Source organism: Hymenobacter norwichensis DSM 15439, from assembly GCF_000420705.1.
GTDB lineage: Bacteria > Bacteroidota > Bacteroidia > Cytophagales > Hymenobacteraceae > Hymenobacter > Hymenobacter norwichensis.
The window spans coordinates 816,612-833,046 of sequence record NZ_ATVL01000008.1 but is presented as its reverse complement, the minus strand read 5'-3'; the positions used below and the strand labels follow the sequence as shown (position 1 = coordinate 833,046).

The 16,435-nt window shown below is 57.5% G+C and carries 16 protein-coding genes; 8 read left to right on the top strand and 8 right to left on the bottom strand.

Features of this window, described 5'->3' with window-relative positions; translation table 11 throughout:
• The first annotated feature begins 177 nt into the window (after nucleotides 1-177).
• Nucleotides 178-2,355: a S9 family peptidase gene (locus G536_RS0114435; protein ID WP_425402138.1), complete on the top strand. Its 2,178-nt coding sequence runs from the start codon at nucleotides 178-180 to the stop codon at nucleotides 2,353-2,355.
• Nucleotides 2,356-2,484: 129 nt separating this feature from the next.
• Here G536_RS0114435 and G536_RS28005 read toward each other — a convergent pair whose 3' ends face one another.
• Complete coding sequence (locus G536_RS28005; RefSeq protein WP_022824315.1) at nucleotides 2,485-3,816, bottom strand: serine hydrolase domain-containing protein; 1,332 nt, start codon at nucleotides 3,814-3,816, stop codon at nucleotides 2,485-2,487.
• A gap of 227 nt (nucleotides 3,817-4,043) precedes the next feature.
• Here G536_RS28005 and G536_RS28000 point away from each other — a divergent pair, with 227 nt between their 5' ends.
• On the top strand, nucleotides 4,044-4,952 hold the full coding sequence (locus G536_RS28000) for a glutamyl-Q tRNA(Asp) synthetase (protein WP_022824314.1): 909 nt from the start codon (nucleotides 4,044-4,046) through the stop codon (nucleotides 4,950-4,952).
• An 18-nt stretch (nucleotides 4,953-4,970) separates the two neighbouring features.
• On the opposite strand, the gene nfi is transcribed toward G536_RS28000, so the two are convergent.
• The gene (gene nfi, locus G536_RS0114420) at nucleotides 4,971-5,735 is read right to left on the bottom strand and encodes a deoxyribonuclease V (protein WP_245575830.1); all 765 of its coding nucleotides are present in this window, start codon (nucleotides 5,733-5,735) and stop codon (nucleotides 4,971-4,973) included.
• A gap of 89 nt (nucleotides 5,736-5,824) precedes the next feature.
• Between nfi and G536_RS0114415 the strand changes: the two genes are divergently transcribed.
• Both G536_RS0114415 and G536_RS0114410 read left to right on the top strand, forming a co-directional pair.
• The gene (locus tag G536_RS0114415; protein WP_022824312.1) at nucleotides 5,825-6,397 is read left to right on the top strand and encodes a DUF1990 family protein; all 573 of its coding nucleotides are present in this window, start codon (nucleotides 5,825-5,827) and stop codon (nucleotides 6,395-6,397) included.
• Nucleotides 6,390-7,115 (top strand): DUF1990 domain-containing protein, encoded by a 726-nt coding sequence (locus G536_RS0114410; RefSeq protein ID WP_022824311.1) that lies wholly within the window; start codon nucleotides 6,390-6,392, stop codon nucleotides 7,113-7,115. The genes G536_RS0114415 and G536_RS0114410 overlap by 8 nt, the downstream gene beginning before the upstream one ends.
• Nucleotides 7,116-7,349: 234 nt before the next feature.
• On the opposite strand, the gene G536_RS30740 is transcribed toward G536_RS0114410, so the two are convergent.
• Nucleotides 7,350-8,003, bottom strand: a complete 654-nt coding sequence (locus G536_RS30740) for a cytochrome b/b6 domain-containing protein (RefSeq protein WP_022824310.1) — start codon at nucleotides 8,001-8,003, stop codon at nucleotides 7,350-7,352.
• 156 nt (nucleotides 8,004-8,159) lie between these two features.
• On the opposite strand from G536_RS30740, the gene G536_RS0114400 reads away from it, so the two are divergent.
• Nucleotides 8,160-9,200 carry an NAD(P)-dependent alcohol dehydrogenase gene (locus G536_RS0114400; RefSeq protein ID WP_022824309.1) on the top strand — a complete coding sequence of 347 codons (1,041 nt, stop codon included), beginning with the start codon at nucleotides 8,160-8,162 and terminating at the stop codon, nucleotides 9,198-9,200.
• Between the two features lie 200 nt (nucleotides 9,201-9,400).
• On the opposite strand, the gene G536_RS0114395 is transcribed toward G536_RS0114400, so the two are convergent.
• The 4 genes from G536_RS0114395 to G536_RS0114380 all read right to left on the bottom strand — a co-directional run bounded on the left by G536_RS0114395 (nucleotide 9,401) and on the right by G536_RS0114380 (nucleotide 13,900).
• Nucleotides 9,401-10,945 (bottom strand): serine hydrolase, encoded by a 1,545-nt coding sequence (locus G536_RS0114395; protein WP_026880192.1) that lies wholly within the window; start codon nucleotides 10,943-10,945, stop codon nucleotides 9,401-9,403.
• A 154-nt stretch (nucleotides 10,946-11,099) separates the two neighbouring features.
• Nucleotides 11,100-11,594: a hypothetical protein gene (locus tag G536_RS0114390; protein ID WP_022824307.1), complete on the bottom strand. Its 495-nt coding sequence runs from the start codon at nucleotides 11,592-11,594 to the stop codon at nucleotides 11,100-11,102.
• 125 nt (nucleotides 11,595-11,719) lie between these two features.
• The gene (locus G536_RS27990) at nucleotides 11,720-12,955 is read right to left on the bottom strand and encodes a pyridoxal phosphate-dependent aminotransferase (protein ID WP_022824306.1); all 1,236 of its coding nucleotides are present in this window, start codon (nucleotides 12,953-12,955) and stop codon (nucleotides 11,720-11,722) included.
• A gap of 228 nt (nucleotides 12,956-13,183) precedes the next feature.
• Complete coding sequence (locus G536_RS0114380; protein WP_022824305.1) at nucleotides 13,184-13,900, bottom strand: hypothetical protein; 717 nt, start codon at nucleotides 13,898-13,900, stop codon at nucleotides 13,184-13,186.
• Between the two features lie 558 nt (nucleotides 13,901-14,458).
• Between G536_RS0114380 and G536_RS0114375 the strand changes: the two genes are divergently transcribed.
• Nucleotides 14,459-14,737, top strand: coding sequence for a response regulator (locus G536_RS0114375; protein WP_026880191.1), 279 nt, complete (start codon nucleotides 14,459-14,461; stop codon nucleotides 14,735-14,737).
• A 92-nt stretch (nucleotides 14,738-14,829) separates the two neighbouring features.
• Here G536_RS0114375 and G536_RS32220 read toward each other — a convergent pair whose 3' ends face one another.
• A complete protein-coding gene (locus tag G536_RS32220) occupies nucleotides 14,830-15,033 on the bottom strand; it encodes a hypothetical protein (protein WP_157530633.1) in 204 nt (67 codons plus the stop codon).
• Between the two features lie 337 nt (nucleotides 15,034-15,370).
• Here G536_RS32220 and G536_RS0114365 point away from each other — a divergent pair, with 337 nt between their 5' ends.
• Both G536_RS0114365 and G536_RS0114360 read left to right on the top strand, forming a co-directional pair.
• Entirely contained in the window at nucleotides 15,371-15,898 is a 528-nt protein-coding gene (locus G536_RS0114365; protein ID WP_022824303.1) for a DinB family protein, read from the top strand.
• A 37-nt stretch (nucleotides 15,899-15,935) separates the two neighbouring features.
• Nucleotides 15,936-16,367, top strand: a complete 432-nt coding sequence (locus G536_RS0114360; protein WP_022824302.1) for a hypothetical protein — start codon at nucleotides 15,936-15,938, stop codon at nucleotides 16,365-16,367.
• Nucleotides 16,368-16,435: the final 68 nt, after the last annotated feature.

The window sequence follows — 16,435 nt, the reverse complement described above, 5'->3', positions numbered from 1 at the left end:
GGGAAAGGGCTCCGGTGCAACGAAAGCAGGAGAGAGGGGTCTTAGAAATAGAAACGCTACGGAACGCCCACCTTCACCTTTTCCGGGGCTATTCAACTTCCCATTAACTCAGCAGGCAAGACCACGCCGCATTCCGTAATTTCACCCCTCACTTTTCAACTGCTTAACCATTCCCACATGCTTAGAATGTGCACGCGGCAACTAGCCGCAGTGATTCTGCTTTTCCAAGTGCTGTTCGTGGCGCAAGCCCACGCGCAGTTCGGTCCCGGTACCCAATGGACCAAAGACGGCTACAGCTACATGGACGCCGACGGCGGCGAAATTGTGCAGCTCGATGCCCGCGACAAAGCCAAGCGCACCGTGCTGGTGAGCAAGGCCCTGCTCACGCCGCAAGGCCAGTCGGCCCCAATTGACGTGCGGCGGTTCGCGTTTTCCGAGGATGGCAGCAAGGTGCTCATCCATACCAACACCAAGAAAGTATGGCGCTACGACACTCGCGGCGACTATTGGGTGGCCGATTTGAAGGCCAACACGATGAAGCAGCTCGGCAAAGGCCGGCCCGAGTCGTCGTTGATGTTTGCCAAGTTCTCGCCCGACGGCACCCGCGTGGCGTACGTGAGTGAGCACAATATCTATGTGGAAGATTTGGCCTCGTCGGCCATCAAACCGCTGACTACCGATGGCACCGTGTCGCTCATCAACGGCACCTTCGATTGGGTGTACGAGGAAGAGCTGGACTGCCGCGACGGTTTCCGCTGGTCGCCGAACGGGCAAAGCATTGCCTACTGGCAGCTCGACGCCGCTAAAACCAAGAACTACCTGATGCTCAACACCACGGATCAGCTGTATCCGTTCACTGTTCCGGTGGAGTACCCGGTGGTGGGTGAAGACCCGAGCCGCTGCCGCGTGGGCGTGGTACCAGCCCAGGGTGGCGCTACCACCTGGATGAACGTACCCGGCGACGCTGTGCAGCACTACATTCCGCGCATGGAGTGGGCCGCCAATTCCACCGAGCTGATTATTCAGCAGCTCAACCGCCGCCAGAATGAAAGCAAGCTGATGCTCTGCACCGCCAGCACCGGCGCTGCAAAGCCCATCTACACCGATACCGACAAAGCCTGGGTTGACGCCAAAGCCGAAGCCATTGGCTGGGACTGGATTGAGGGTGGCAAGAGCTTCATCTGGCTGAGCGAGAAAGACGGCTGGCGCCACATTTACTCGGTGGGCCGCAACGGCAAGGAGACGCTCCTTACCAAAGGCAACTACGACGTGATTAGCATGCAGCTCGTGGACGAGAAAAGCGGCCTGATCTACTTCATGGCCTCGCCCGAAAACGCCACCCAAACCTACCTGTATAAAGTAGCCTTGAAAGGCGGCAAAGCCACCCGCGTAACGCCTCAGGAGCTGGCCGGCAGCAACAGCTACGACATTTCGCCGAACGGCAAGCTGGCCTTGCACAACTTCTCGAACAGCGCCACCTTCCCGGTGGCCGATGTAGTAGCGTTGCCCGACCACAAGCGCCTGAGCGGTGGCGAAGTATCGGCGCGGGCTAAGAGCGTGAAGCTGCCCAAGGTGGAGTTCTTCCAGGTGAAAACCACTGACGGCGTAACGCTGGACGGCTGGATGGTGAAGCCCAGCAACTTCGACCCCAGCAAGAAATACCCCATCGTGTTCTACGTGTACGGCGAGCCCGCCAGCCAGACCGTGACGGACCGTTTCGGCACTGGCTTCAACCGCCTCTACTCCGGCAGCATGGCCGACGACGGCTACATCTATGCGTCTTTGGAAAACCGCGGCGCCCCGGCCCCGCGCGGCCGCGAGTTCCGCAAAGCCATCTACCACAACATCGGCAAGCTCAACATCCGCGACCAGGCCATGGGCGCCAAAGAGGTACTGAAAAACTCGTTCGTGGACACCAGCCGCGTGGCGGTGTGGGGCTGGAGCGGGGGAGGGTCCAGCACGCTCAGCTTGCTGTTCCAGTACCCACAGATCTACAAAACCGGTATTTCCATTGCCGCCGTTGACAACCAGCTCAACTACGACAACATCTACCAGGAGCGCTACATGGGCCTGCTGCCCGAAGACAAGCACTACTTCGTGGAAAACTCGCCGCTGAACTACGCCAAAAACCTGCGTGGCAACCTGCTGCTGGTGCACGGCACCGGCGACGACAACGTGCACTACAACAATGCCGAGCAGATGATTAACGAGCTGGTGAAGCACAACAAAACCTTCCAGCTGATGGCCTATCCTAACCGCAGCCACAGCATTTCGGAAGGCGAGGGCACCAGCCGCCACCTGGCCGCTACCTACACCAAGTTTCTGAAAGAAAACTGCCCGCCCGGCGCCAGATAAACTTCTTGTTACAAATGAAAAAGGCCTTCCGATACTATCAGAAGGCCTTTTTTGTGAGTTGCGAGCTGGCTAGAAATCAGTAGGTGCAATCCCGCTACCAGCAAAAGCAGGAGCGGGATGCTAGACAGGCTACTGCTTTAGCAGCCGGCGCGCTACCAGCACTTGCCCTGCTTGATTCATCCATTGCAGCATGTACAAGCCGTCAGGTAGTCCAGCCACCGAGACGGTAGTTTCGGTGGGGGCCGCGGGATACTGCCGCACCAAACGGCCGTTAGCATCGAGCAGGTGCAGGCTGCATGCACCAGCAACCGGCGCTGCCGTGACGGTGGTAGCGGCGGGATTAGGGTGATACAGCGCGGCTTTTGGAGCGGCAGTGGTACTTGTAGCTAGCGGCCGGCATTGCACGGCCGCTATCAGGTAGCGCCACAGGTTGGTATCGAACTCTGATAGCGCTAAGCGTGCGTCGCCGGCTTCTTTGCCTTGGCGCACCACTACTAGCCCCAGGCTGGGCACCACGTAAATCTTCTGGTCGTTTTTGCCGAGGGCGGCAATTAGGTCGGGCGGTGCGGTGGGGACAAGCTGGCCGGGAAAGGTGATTTGCTGCGGACCGGGCAGTTTGTAGGAGGTTTGCCCATTCAGCCACCACAGGTAGCCGTAGCTACGGTTGAGCGTTTGGGAGGGCGTGGTCATCTGGCGGAAATAGGCGGTATCGCGCAGAACGGCGGTGCCGTTCCAGGTGCCGCGGGCCAGCGTCAGCAACCCGAAGCGGGCCATGTCGCGGGCCCGGCTGTAGTACACGTCGTTCACCCACAGCCCATTCATTCCAATGCGAGAAGCTAGCCGCTGATTGGTGTATTGGTTGATGGTAAGCCCGCTGGCCGACGCTACCACGTCTTGCAGCAGGCGGTAGGGGCCGGTGTGGTAGGACCAGCGGATGCCAGCGTCGGCGCGGTAGAGCAGGCAGCTGGCGGTGGTGCTTTCGTTGTCGCAGGGAGTGGGCGGGGTGTCGTCGAGTCCGGTAGTCATGGTGAGCTGGTGGCGTACCGTAATCAACTTCTCCTTGGCCGTGGGTGCCGATGTCCAGCCTCGCCCCAGGGTGCGCGAGGTGCTGTCGGAGAGGCGAAGCAGGCCATCTTGCTGCGCAATGCCCACCAGCGTGGCCGTGAGCGACTTGCCCGCCGAGGCCCAATACCACACCGAATCCTGCGTGTAGGTGCCGTAGTACCGCTCCACCACAATTCGGCCATCTTTGAGCACGATAAACGACTTGGTTTGCTTTCGACCCAAAAAGGCCAGCAGCGAATCAAGCTGTGGCTGGCACCAGCCCAAGCTTTGCGGGGCACTAGTTGCCCAGTTGCCCACTGCTGCCGCCGGTGGGAAGTACAGCGCCGACTGCTGGGCGCGGCTGGGCTGGGCAATGAGCAGGAATAGTAGGAGCAGAACGAGTAGCCGTTGTTTCATACAGGGAAAATAGATGAACTTGTCGGCTTAGATACTGTCTGATTTATAAAGGTTTAAGCGGTTAAGTATTATCCAGTTAGTATTCAAAAAGAAGAGGGAAAACTACCGTGAATCAGCTAGCAGCTGGGAGTCAAGTTGGACTGGCTTCGCTCCTCGTTTGATAATGGACGACTAGGTGCGGTGTCAATGGAGCGAGGATGATGTTAAATTTCCGCCATTCCAACGCCATGCTGCTACCTACTTCCATTCCCGTTGTGTCGCGCTTGGCACCTACGCCCAGCGGCTTTCTGCACCTCGGCAACGCTGTTAACTTCACGCTGACCTGGCTGCTCACGCGCCGGGCAGGCGGCACCCTGCACCTGCGCATCGACGACCTGGACCGCGCCCGGTTCCGCCCCGCTTACCTGGCCAACATCTTCCAGACCCTGGACTGGCTGGGCCTCGACTACGACCACGGCCCCAGCGGCCCCGACGACTTCGAGCAGCACTATTCTCAGCGTCATTTTCTGGCTGATTACGAAGCCACCCTGCAAGCCGCCCGCGCGGCACACCCCGGCCTGTTCTACACGTGTGGCTGCTCCCGCACCGATCTGGCTCGCGCCGCCTTGCCTCTGAGCAGCAACTACCCCGGCACCTGCCGCGCCAAAATCTTGCCGCCAGATGCGCCCGAAACCGCTTGGCGCGCCCACGTTCCTGCGGGCCTTACGGTAGAAGTGCCTGACCTCTGGCAAGGGCCGCTGGAGGTGCCACTGGGCGCGGCGCTGGGTGATTTTGTGGTGCGCAAAAAGGACGGCGCGGCCGCTTACCAAGTGGCGTCGGTGGTAGACGATGTGCGGCTGGGCGTCACGCTGGTGGTGCGCGGGCTGGATTTGCTGCCGAGTACGGCCGCGCAACTGTGGCTGGCTGGTCAGCTGCCCGGTACCGAGTCGTTCCGGCAAACCCAGTTTCTGCACCACGGCCTGCTGCTAACTGAAGACGGGCACAAACTCTCCAAAGCAACCCAAGCTGGCCAGGAGCGTGGTATTGCGGCCGAGGCGGCCCACCCGCGAGTGGTATACGCCGCCGTGGCCCGGCTGCTGGAGTTGCCTAAAGCAGCCGGGGAGTCGTTGGGGGCGTTGCAAGCGGCCATGCAGTAAAGCGGAGGTTCCTCTGCTCTACCTCAATTCCTTCTTGAATTCCTCGGCCCAATGGTCGGCTAGGCGGGTGGGCTCGGGGAGCTTGTAGCCGCGTAGGCAGGCCAACGTGAGGCGGGTGGCGGTGGCTTGGTCGCAGCGGTGGCCGGGGCTCACGAACAGCGGATTGATCTTGTCTTTCGAGCGGATAACCTCGCCCAGCAACTCGCCACTGCGCGCGTCGGTAAGTGGCGTAATGCTGCCTTTCAGAATGCCGGGCTCTTGAAACGTACCCGTCAGCTTCTGCTTGGCCACCCCAAACGTGGGCATGTCGAGCAACACGCCTAAGTGGGCTGCAATGCCCATGCGGCGCGGGTGCGCAATACCATGCCCGTCCACCATCAGAATGTTGGGTTTCTGATGAAGCTTTTCGTAAGCCAGCAGCACGTTGGGCGCCTCCCGAAACGACAGCAACCCCGGAATATAGGGTACTGGCACCGGCCCCACGTTGTACACTTTCTCCACCACTTCCAGCGAAGGAAACCGCAACAGCACGACCACCGACAGGATAGTTTCGGGGGTGGGAAACGAGGAGTCGCAGCCGGCAATGAATTGCGGCTCTTGCGCTAGTGGCTCCTGCCGGACGCGGGTGCGCATATCATCTTGTAGGCGCGTCAGGTCGCGCACAATGAGTGGATCGGGAGCGGGGCCGGGGGGGCGGTAGTAGGCCATAGAGTAGCGGCGTAATGGAGTAACGAAGTAGCTGTTCATACGGTGCAAACCGGCGCGGGTAGTAACTGCCGCCATATAGGCGCTGTTAGCTCAACCATTAACCCACGTACCCATTGCCGCGTTAGGAGACAGAACGCTAAAGGCCTGTTGCGCCTCTCTTTGCCATGTCTTCTAAACCTGAACAACCCGCCGAAACCGGCAGCGGCGCGCATTTCGAGCGGCGCTACTGGGTGGATGTGCAGCACGCGCATCACTCCGCTACTGAACTGATGCAGTATATCCAGTGTAACGTGCCCGATTTCTCGCCGGATTTGCTGGCGGAATTTACAAAATCCAAGGGTACGGGTGCCTGCCTGGAAGTAGGCGACGAGTTTAAAATCAAGATTCTGGGGCCTTGGAACGGCGACGTGCGCGTATCGGAACTGGGGGCCGACTACTTTGAGCTGGTGACGCTGGAAAGCCATCCTGAAGCAGGCCGTATTCGGTTTTCGGTGAGCACCCACGCTTCTTTGCCTAATACCATCCGGTTTGAAATCCATTCCTGGGCCCGATCACGCGACGGCCTGGTGGCCTTCACCTACGACACGCTGGGAATGGGCAAGAAAGTGCAGCAGCAAACCTGGGAAACCTTCTGTTTGCGGGTGGCCTCCTACAGCGGTGGCCTCCAGCTGGGCCCGGTACACGTGGAAACTATCAAGCAAAACGACTCCGAAACTAACGTTACGCAAGATGCCTAAGCCCCGGCCCCTTGATGAGCGGCAAAAAGCCCGCCTTGCCTCCTACGAAAAGGCCGGCTATAACTTCGACCTGAACCGCACCGCCGAGTACACCCGTGAAACCGGCTGGAACGTGGACGACTACGAAACCGAGCTGCCTGCCGAGCAGCCCGGCCCCCCGGAACCGCACGGTGCCTGGGCAGCGGCGCAGGAAGTGTTGCGTAACTACACGTTTCCGCCGCCCAACCTCATTACCGGCATCTTCGTGCCCGACCAGCCGCTGGAACAGCGAGTAATGGTGTTGCGGGCCCAGTTCTTGGGGTTTTCGTTCTGGTTTGGGGTGCGCATCGGGGGCGTGACGGATGAGCGCCGCGCGCTGCCTGAGGGCAGTGAGGAGCAGGTGTGGGGCTACAACTACCGCACCCTGGAAGGCCACTTCGAGCGGGGCCAAATCGACTTCTCGGTGCACAAAAACCTAGCAACTGGCCAGGTATTGTTCCGTATTCATGCCCTGTCCCAAACCGGCCGCATTAGCAACCCATTCTACTGGATTGGTTTCAGGCTGTTCGGCCGGATGCTGCAAAAACGCTTTTCCCGCCAGTCTGTGCAGCGGCTAAAGGCCCAGGTAGAGGATATGCTCCAGAAAGGTTGGCAAGCTCCCGTAGAAGGTGGTTCTACTCCTGTGCAGTCAACTTCCGCGCATGAAGGCGCTAAGCAACAGCTGGATAAGGCCACGTAAGCGGGGAGGTACTTCTGTGCTAATGGGTGCTGTACTGCGTAAGCTACATCGGTTTAAGGCTGCCGTTTCCTAACCCGAAGGTCTCGGAAGAAGTGACCCACTAAACGAAACATATAGAGGAACAGGTAAAACCATAGCGTAGCTACTGCCGCTGATAGGGTAAAAAAGAATACAGCGCCCAACCAATTTACTTCTTGTAGAAACAACACCATCTGTATAAAGTAAGCGGAAGCCTTACTCCTCTACCGGCTTGCCGCCGTGTATCATGTCGGAAGTAATGCCGGGCTCGGTGGTGACTTCGGCACGGAATACGCCTACAATATGGGCCACCACGAAGGCAATAACGAGGTACATCGTGAATTCATGGATTTCCTTTGCGGTGTGCTCGATGCTAGGGAAATAATCTTCGAACACCAGCACTAAGCCTGTTACCACCATTACAGCCAATATCATATAGAAAACCCGGTAGCTGTAGCGTACCCACACGGCCTTGGTTGCACCGGCCTCGCCCTGGGCGGCCCGCTCCTTGAGGCGGGCCAGTTTGGCATCGGTGCGCTGCCCGCCTCGTTGCAGAAAGCTCACCAGCACCCGGTACGCCAGCAGGCAGGCCAGCGCAATACCAATCCAGATGTGCCAGTCCCAGATGCGGTGCGCCACAATGCGCGTAAGGCCGCGCAGGTCGGCGGGCGCCATGGTAACGCCTTTGTCGGCCAGCGCCTTGCTAAACTCCGGGGCTAGTGTTTTTACTTTCACCACAACAAACAGAAACAAGATGGTAGCCAACTGCGCCAGTACCAGCGCCGAGTTCGACCAGTGCCAGATGCGTAGGCTGCGCGAGTTGCGCTTCAGGTTGGGGGCATGCGGGGTAGGAGTAGCGTCGGGTATCATGGCAGTGTGGGGTAGGAGAGGGCGAAGATTCGTTGCTGAGTACAGGTCGGTAAAAGTTCGAGTTTTCTTGCCGCATTCCGAGCATCCCGAAACCTTCCTTTTGAAAAGAGGTTAAACGACTTCGTTCCGCACAATTCTCCAAAACCAACTTTGCTAATGATTGAATCTAAAGGCTATGCCGCTGAAACGGTTAATGCCCCTCTTGCCCCTTTCCAGTTCGAGCGCCGCGACGTAGGCCCACACGATGTTCGTATTGAAATCCTTTTCTGCGGTGTTTGCCACTCCGATGTGCACCAAGTGCGCGACGAGTGGGGCGGCTCCATCTTCCCGATGGTACCCGGCCATGAAATTGTAGGCCGCGTGACTGAAGTAGGTGCGCACGTGAAAGGCTTCAAAGCCGGTGACCTAGCCGGTGTGGGCTGCATGGTGGATTCCTGCCAGCACTGCTCCGAGTGCAACGACGGCCTGGAGCAGTATTGCGACGAAGGATTTATCGGTACCTACAACGCCAAAGGCAAGGATGGCTTGCCCACGTACGGCGGCTACTCCAACAACATCGTGGTAACCGAGAAATTCGTGTTGCACGTGTCGGAGAAACTGGACTTGGCCCGCGTAGCGCCGCTGCTGTGCGCTGGCATCACCACTTGGTCGCCACTACGTCAGTGGAATGCCAAGGAAGGCGACCGGGTAGCTGTAATGGGCCTCGGTGGTCTAGGCCACATGGCCGTGAAATTTGCTGCCGCTATGGGCTGCGAAGTGACGGTGCTCAGCACTTCGGCCAACAAAGAAGCTGATGCCAAAGCCCTCGGTGCCCACAAGTTCGTGGTAACCAAAGATGCGGAGGCTATGAAGTCGGTAGCCAACTACTTCGACCTCATCATCAACACCGTATCAGCTGCTATGGACTTGACGCCTTACGTGGGCAGCCTGCGCCGCGACGGGACCATGGTGCTACTCGGTGTTCCACCAGAAGCCCCACAACTGCACGCCTTCAACCTGATTGCCAAGCGCCGCCGCATTGCCGGTTCGCTGATTGGCGGTATCAAGGAAACCCAGGAAATGCTGGACTTCTGCGCCGAGCACAACGTGATGAGCGACGTGGAAGTTATCCGCATGGACTACATCAACGAAGCCTACGAGCGGATGATAAAGTCCGACGTGAAATACCGCTTCGTGATTGACTTGTCCACGCTGTAAGCAGTTTTGGCGGGACCTAACCCCCAGGCTCCATATCCTGTAAAGAGGTAGAGCCAGCCGACAAAAACACAAGAGCCGCAGCTTTTCAGCTGCGGCTCTTGTGTTTTCATATCTTAAGATAGGTAGTGGGAGTGCGCCAGATTATTCAGCTCCTCCGCTCTCCTAGGAGAAGGGCCAGGGGGTGAGGCCTCCAAAACTGCCTACAGCTTGCTGAACACGTACGGGTCAAATTCCACGTAGTCATTCACGCGCAGTTCCACGGTCTTCACCTTGCCGCCGTCCACAATGAACTTGGCGGGCATTACGCCAAATACGAGGTCGGAGTAAGTGGCGCGGAATTCCTGGCCGTCCATGTAGTCGAGGGTGGCGGTGAGGCCGGGGTGGTTGGGCATCGTAACGAGGAGCTGCTTGCCTTTCTGGCTGACGCTGATGCGGCCGAACAGTGCGTTTTCATACTCGCCCACGTACGCTTTGAGCGGCAATGCCAGCTTGTTCTTTTTGCTCACACGAGCGGCCAGTTCCTTGGTAGGGTCGGTTTGGGTGGCTTCCGCTTGCTGCTTGCGTCTCAGGCCTTGGGCGCTACGGTCCACGTAGGGCACCCCCAAGTAGCTGTCGAGCAATTGGTAGCGCAGCAGCTCGAAGAAGCTTTGGTTGTCGTTGTTGGTAAGTACGGCAATGCCTAGGCCAGCTTCCGGCACAAAACACACGTTGCTGACCTGCCCCGAAGCGCCGCCGGTATGCCAGAAAATCTGTTTGCCGTTGTAGTCGGCCGCTTCTACCCCGAGCCCGTAGGTGATGAAGTGCAACGGGTAAATCGTGGATTTACGGCTGGTGATAATGGTATTAGCGTCGCGGGTTTTGCGTAGCGCTGGCCACGGTACCACTTGCTTGCCTTGGTAGCGGCCACTATCCAGCTGAAATTGCAGCCACTTGGCCAGGTCCGTTACGTTGGATACCATATTGGCTGCGGGCGCCATGTTGTCCCAGTTATCAAAGGCTACTTCCGCCAACGGCCCAAAGGTGTTGGAATACGCGTGGGCAATATTGGGGCGCTGCGCGAAGCCCGCCGAAGCGGCGTAAGTGCTGGTCATGCCTAGCGGCTGCAACAGGTTCTGCTGCACATACGCCTCCCAGGTGGTGCCGCCGGTAGCGGCCGGAATAACCTCACCCGCCGCCACAAAACCCGAGTTGCTGTAGCCATAGTCACGCCGGAACTGGCCGCCGGGCTTCATCAGGCGCATGCGCCGCACAATTTCTTTGCGCTCCAGGTTGGATTTGAAGAAGGTGAAGTCGCCCTGAAACGTCTTGAAGCCGAAGTGGTGGCTCATCAGGTCGCGCACCGTTACCATCTGCGAAGCCAGCGAATCGTAGAGGCGGTAGTTAGGCAGGTACTTGGTTACCTTTTCGTCGAGGTTGATATTCTTTTCGCCATCGAGCTTGGCCAGCGCCGTGCCCGTGAACAACTTAGTGTTAGAGGCAATCATGAACAGCGTGTTGGCATCCACGGGTGCTGGCTTGCCGACCTCACGCACACCGTAGCCTTTTTGTACCACCACTTTCCCATCCTTCACTACCACCACGGCCAGCCCTGGCACCTGCCATTGCCGCATCCCGCGCTGGATGTAGCTGTCGAGGCTGTCGGTGATGAAGCGGTTAGGCGTGGTGGTTTGGGCTAGAGCAGCGGACGCACTGCCAAGCAGCAAGCTAGCTGCCAGCGTTAGGCGGGGCAATAAGGGGAGAGGCATAAGGCAAAGAGTAGCCGTTGAAAAAGGAAAGCTACTCAATGAATGTAAACTGTCATTCCGACGCCGGAGGAATCCAAGTGAATTCTTTCAGCTGGCAAACTCAGATTCCTCTCTCCACTTGATGCGTGGAATGTTGGAATGACAGCAACGCCACTCAATCTTTCTCTACCGGATACCGGAACGCGCCTTCCAACGTCAGGCGTTTGCCGCCGCGGCCCGACTCGCACACGGTACAGCGGAAACTACCAGCCAGCCAGTGCCGCTCCCCATTAATGGCGGTAATGGTCACCGAACCTGGATTGTCGGAGCAGGATTTCGAATAGGCTGCCGTGCTGCCGAAACGGTACGAGGCATCCCGGTTGCGGCCACTCAAAATCTCTTGAAAGCTATAAGTGCCCGTTTGCAGTGGAAACCGGTCGATAATGATGGTCAGGCCCGCGCCGTCGGGGTCATCAGCGCGCACTACGTTGAGTGTGAGTGTTTTTGCTTCACTTAAAAAGAAGCGGGAGCTAATGGTATCGGCCGTTACAGCCTGCCCGTTTACACGCAAGGTAAGCTGCCGTACGAACGAGTGAGGCGCAGCCGTTTGGGCCCGCGTTGGGGCAATACCACTAAGCAACGCAAACCAAAGAAGTGCAACGTGTTTCATGGCTTCAACTTTTGGCAAGAATCAGCCCAACATACGCTTCTTGCCTTGCATAACAGCTAACGCAACGCCCTGTGTCGTATTGCTACCCTGCATGACGTTATAGGGTGAAGACTGGCTACAAAAGTCTATTGATTCACGGCGTCGGCGTCGGCAGTTACTGTAGTAGTTTCAAGGCGGCCGGGATACTGCTGCAAAGCCAGCTCCAGGCAGTCCATAGCCCGGTTGATGGTATCCTGGTTGACCACGTAAGCCAGCCGTACCTGCTGGCGACCCAGGCCCGGCGTAGCGTAGAAACCTGCCGCTGGCGATACCATCAGCGTTTCGTCTTTGTAGTTGAAGGTTTCCAGCAGCCACTGCGCGAAATGGTCGGTGTCATCGACGGGCAAGTGGCAGAGCACGTAAAAAGCGCCGCCGGGGGTGGGGCACACCACGCCGGGCATCTGGCGCAGGCGCGCAACCAGCAAGTCGCGGCGGCTTTGGTACTCGGCTTTGGTGAGGTCGAAGTACGACTCGGGCAGGTCAGTAGCCGCTTCGCCGAGCAACTGGGCCAGGCCAGGCGGACTCACCCGCATCTGGGCAAAGCGCAGAGCGGCCTCTTGAAGCTGCTTGTTTTTGGTAACGAAAGCCCCAATCCGGGCCCCACAGGCACTATAGCGCTTGGAGATGGTATCGAGCAAGACTACATGCTCATCTGCATCCGGCAGGTGCAGGGCGCTGATATAGGGCGAGTCGTAGCAGAACTCCCGGTAGGCCTCATCAGACAGCAAAAACAGATGGTGCTGATGACACAGCGCCAGCACGCCCAGCATTTCCGCCTGGCTATACACGTAGCCGGTAGGGTTGTTGGGGTTGCAAATCATGATGGCGCGAGTGCGCGGCGTAATCACCTGCTCGAAATCAGCCAGCGGCGGCAGCGCAAAGCCGTCTTCAATGTATGACGTGACGGGTACCAGTGTAATACCAGCCGCTACCGCAAACGCCGTGTAATTTCCATAGAACGGCTCCGGCACAATCATTTCGTCGCCGGGGTTCAGGCAGCACATCAAGGCAAACAAAATAGCCTCGCTGCCGCCCGTAGTAACTAGAATATCTTCAGCCGTTACGTCGATGTTGGCGCGCTGGTAATAGTCGGCCAGCTTGCGCCGGTAGCTCAAATGGCCCGCGCTGGGCGAGTACTCCAGCACCCGAATATCCGCCTGCTGCACCGCCGCCAGCACCGCCGGGGGCGTTTCAATATCGGGCTGCCCGATGTTGAGGTGGTGCACCTTGATGCCGCGTCGCTTGGCAGCGTCGGCGAAGGGTGTCATCTTACGAAACGGAGAAGCCGGAATGTTCTGGCCGCGCTGTGATACTTGCAACATGAGTACAAAGGTAGCCCCGCCGTGCCAAAGCCCTAATATTCACCTAGGGAAAGTGCGTTTTAACTTGCTGAGGGCTTGTGGCGACGCGCAAATTAACCGAATAGATACGTGCGTGTTGCCGTGCGTTAGCTGCCCATATATCCGCCTGTTGCGGATATATGGGCAGCTAACGCACGGCAGCTAGTTTGGCGGTCGATAGCACTGCCGGACTAGCCGCTCATTCGACTGCTACAAGGTTTTGTCTGCTGACGGCTCGCGGGCTGGGTCACGCACAATCAGCGTGAGCGTAGTTTGCACATAATCGTTGTTTTTCGTTATCTGGGTTTTGCCCAACGTATCGAAGTCGCCGTTAATGTCGGTAAAGCTGATCACCTGCGTGAACAGGGGTTTGTCCTCCACGTCTTTCAGCAAGTTGCCTACCACCGAGCCTAATTGCAACAACACTTCGGCGGCCCGAGCCGGCCCGTTGGTAATGGCGCCTACCACTTCCGATACCAGGCTGCGGTAGTCGTCGGAGTCGCGGGCCTGGGCCATAATAGCCCCGGTGTCGCGCATGCCTTTCTTGCTTTTTAGCACCGACAGCAGCACGTGCACCTGCGAGGGCACCGGCCCGGCCGGCTCACCTTGCTTCCAGTAATACGCAGTTTTATCAACCGGCAAATCTTCCTCGTCGTCGATGCGGGCAAACCCCGACAAAGTCAGGGTTTGCGGCTCCGGGTTCAGGTTGTCGAACACTACCAGCAGCAAATACACATCAGCAAAGCCGGGGAAAGGAAAGACCTTGGGCGTACGGTTGTTGTTGATAAACACCCGCGACAAACGCACCTCCAGGCCGGTTACAGTTCGGGAGCTAGGAATGCCAGCGGCTTGTAGCAACGTCGCCACCCGCGTTTCTGGCAGCGAAACAGTGGCAATAACGGCATCGGTTGTCAGGTCAAGAGCCATAGCGGATAAGAAAAGTGGAAAGGGTAGAATCGAAGAGAAAACTACTGAATTTCAACCGGACTCCGATGGCAAGTAGCCAGCTGTCTGGGTGGTAGTTCAACTAGCTGCGAAACCATCTAGCCATGTCTAATCCTACTAGCTAACCAGCAACAGAGGTTTCATGAGGATTCCTTGCTAAACCGGATAAATATTGCTGCAACTATTAATACAACAGCCTGGTCCTGAGGGCATAGCAACGGTAAGCGTAGTTTCGATGTGCCAACGCCTAACCGGCTGCGTATAGTGCTCTGGGCTCCTGTGCTGTTTGATCAAATGGCTGTTGCAAAAGCGGGGCTACCAGATCGGCGCAGCGCCAGCCACACAGGCGCCACTCTCCCAGTTGCGCTACCCCGCTAAACAAGCGTACACTCACTCCCGAGTTAATGGAAAAATTATCGAGTATCCTGCTGGTTGGTGACGATTCGACAAACAACTTCCTCAATGAATTGCTACTCAAACAGCTTGGCGTCACCGATCATTTGGTGACTGCGGAAGATGGCGCTCAGGCCCTGCCTGGGGTTGCTAACCAAACCCACCGACCCCCTCAAGCCGGCGCTGGTGCTGCTGGACGTGAACATGCAGGGCATGAACGGTATCGAGTTTCTGGAAGCATATAAACAGCTTCCGCTGGTACAATCCGCGCCCACCGTAATCATCATGCTGACCACCACAATGGATGCGCGCGACCTAAGCCGCCTAGACGAGCTAGGCATTGCAGGCTTGGTTAGTAAGCCACTTACTAGAGAGAAAATCAATGATATTCTTCAGCTACATTTCCGGCGCACCCTAGCTGAATAGTGCCAGCATTTTCTTGAGCGTGCCAACGCAGCAAACACCTTTCAGCAAATAAGCCGAAAGACGCCATCTAGCAAAGCCACCGCTGAGTTGGCCTAAGCCGCAACCAATAGGGCGTGATGTTGGTGGTCGGCGGCCGGAAACGACCCTACGAACAAGCCCCCAACAAGTACGGCCTGGCCTTTATTCAGTGCCGCTTTGCCTTCTGCGTGCGGGATGGTCCGGCCATCAATAGTCGTGAAATCGGGAAGGGCTTGCGGGGTGGAAGCCAAGAAGAGGGCAAGGGCGGTGAGTTCCATAAAGCAACTAGGTGTGGGTGGGAGCGGCAACTATTGATGGCGTTTATGCCATCAAAGGTCGAGATGGGAGCTACTGAGCGAAAGGACATTATAGCTAATTTTGAGACTGGTATTATAGTGAGATAATATAATTAAAATTGTAGGGAATAGCCCACTGATAGGGTATTTAGCGAGTTTAAGCCTGAGTGTTTTTGGGCTGGATTATGCTTCAATTGTGACATCTGTGGTGCCGGAAATAAAATCTGTGCTGGAGGCCTTATCAGCCCGCGTGGCACAGTGGAACGACAAATCCAGTTTAGGCGAGCCAACAACAGCGCCAAGTTTAGGTTACCTATACATGACTACTCCCGCTACACCACAGCCCGAGTTCTGGCTGCGCGGCCCGGTTCCTGCAGTGCCGCCCCTACTGCAACCCGTGGCGCATGCGCTGCTGCAAGCCCGCCAAGAGGTGGAAACTGCCCTCCAAGACTTTCCTGATTTGCTGCTAGCGGCGCGCCCAGCCGGCGTGGCGTCGGTGGGGTTTCATCTGCGCCATCTAGCCGGCGTCCTCAACCGGATGCAAACTTATGCCTGCTATCAGCCGCTCTCGGCAGCGCAGCTAGCTTATCTTGCCGCCGAAAATGACGTGCCCACCACGCCGGGGAGCTCAATAGCCTTGATGGCGCACTTTTATGCCACCGTGGGTGCGTTTCTGGAGTATTTGTCCACCGTGCCTGAAGCCACGCTACCCGAGTTTAGGCCGGTGGGGCGGGCAGGGTTGCCTAGTACGGTTGTTGGGCTACTAGTACACGCTGCCGAGCACACTACGCGCCACGTGGGGCAGTTGCTGGTAACGGCCCGTGTGGTACAGGCAGGACTGATATAAATAACGCTCCATGTTCCGGAAACTAGTATCTCTGCTGATGAAATCAACCCCAGCCCCGGTACCTGTTCCGCCGCTCGCGCCACTTTGCAACACCAGCGAGGAGTGCCAGCACCAATTACTAGCCAAACTGAAAAGCGGCCAGTTCGCGCTATATTCTTCCGACAAGGAAGGCTACCGAACGCTGTGTTATTACCACGCAACATTCCTTTTTGTGGCGGTGGGAGATGATGGTACTAGCGTCCTGCGGCTGCCCACCGACGAGGTGCTGCTAGGCTATGTGTGGCGACAGAGTGCTTACAAGCTCGTGCTGGTGGATGGGCAATATAAGTGGAACTATGACCTGACAGAAGCTGAAAAGCTGGAAACGTGGCAGGGGATTTTGGAGCGCCTGTCGCCTTTCACTGAGAGTAAACAGCGTTTCGTGGCTGGTACCTTGGCGGAGTTTGCTAAGCTGGCCGCACCGCAATAATCATCTTCTTCAAGCTGAAAAATCAGTTTTTTAGCGCTGCGCCAAGCTTAGAGCGGAAGAAAACCGGC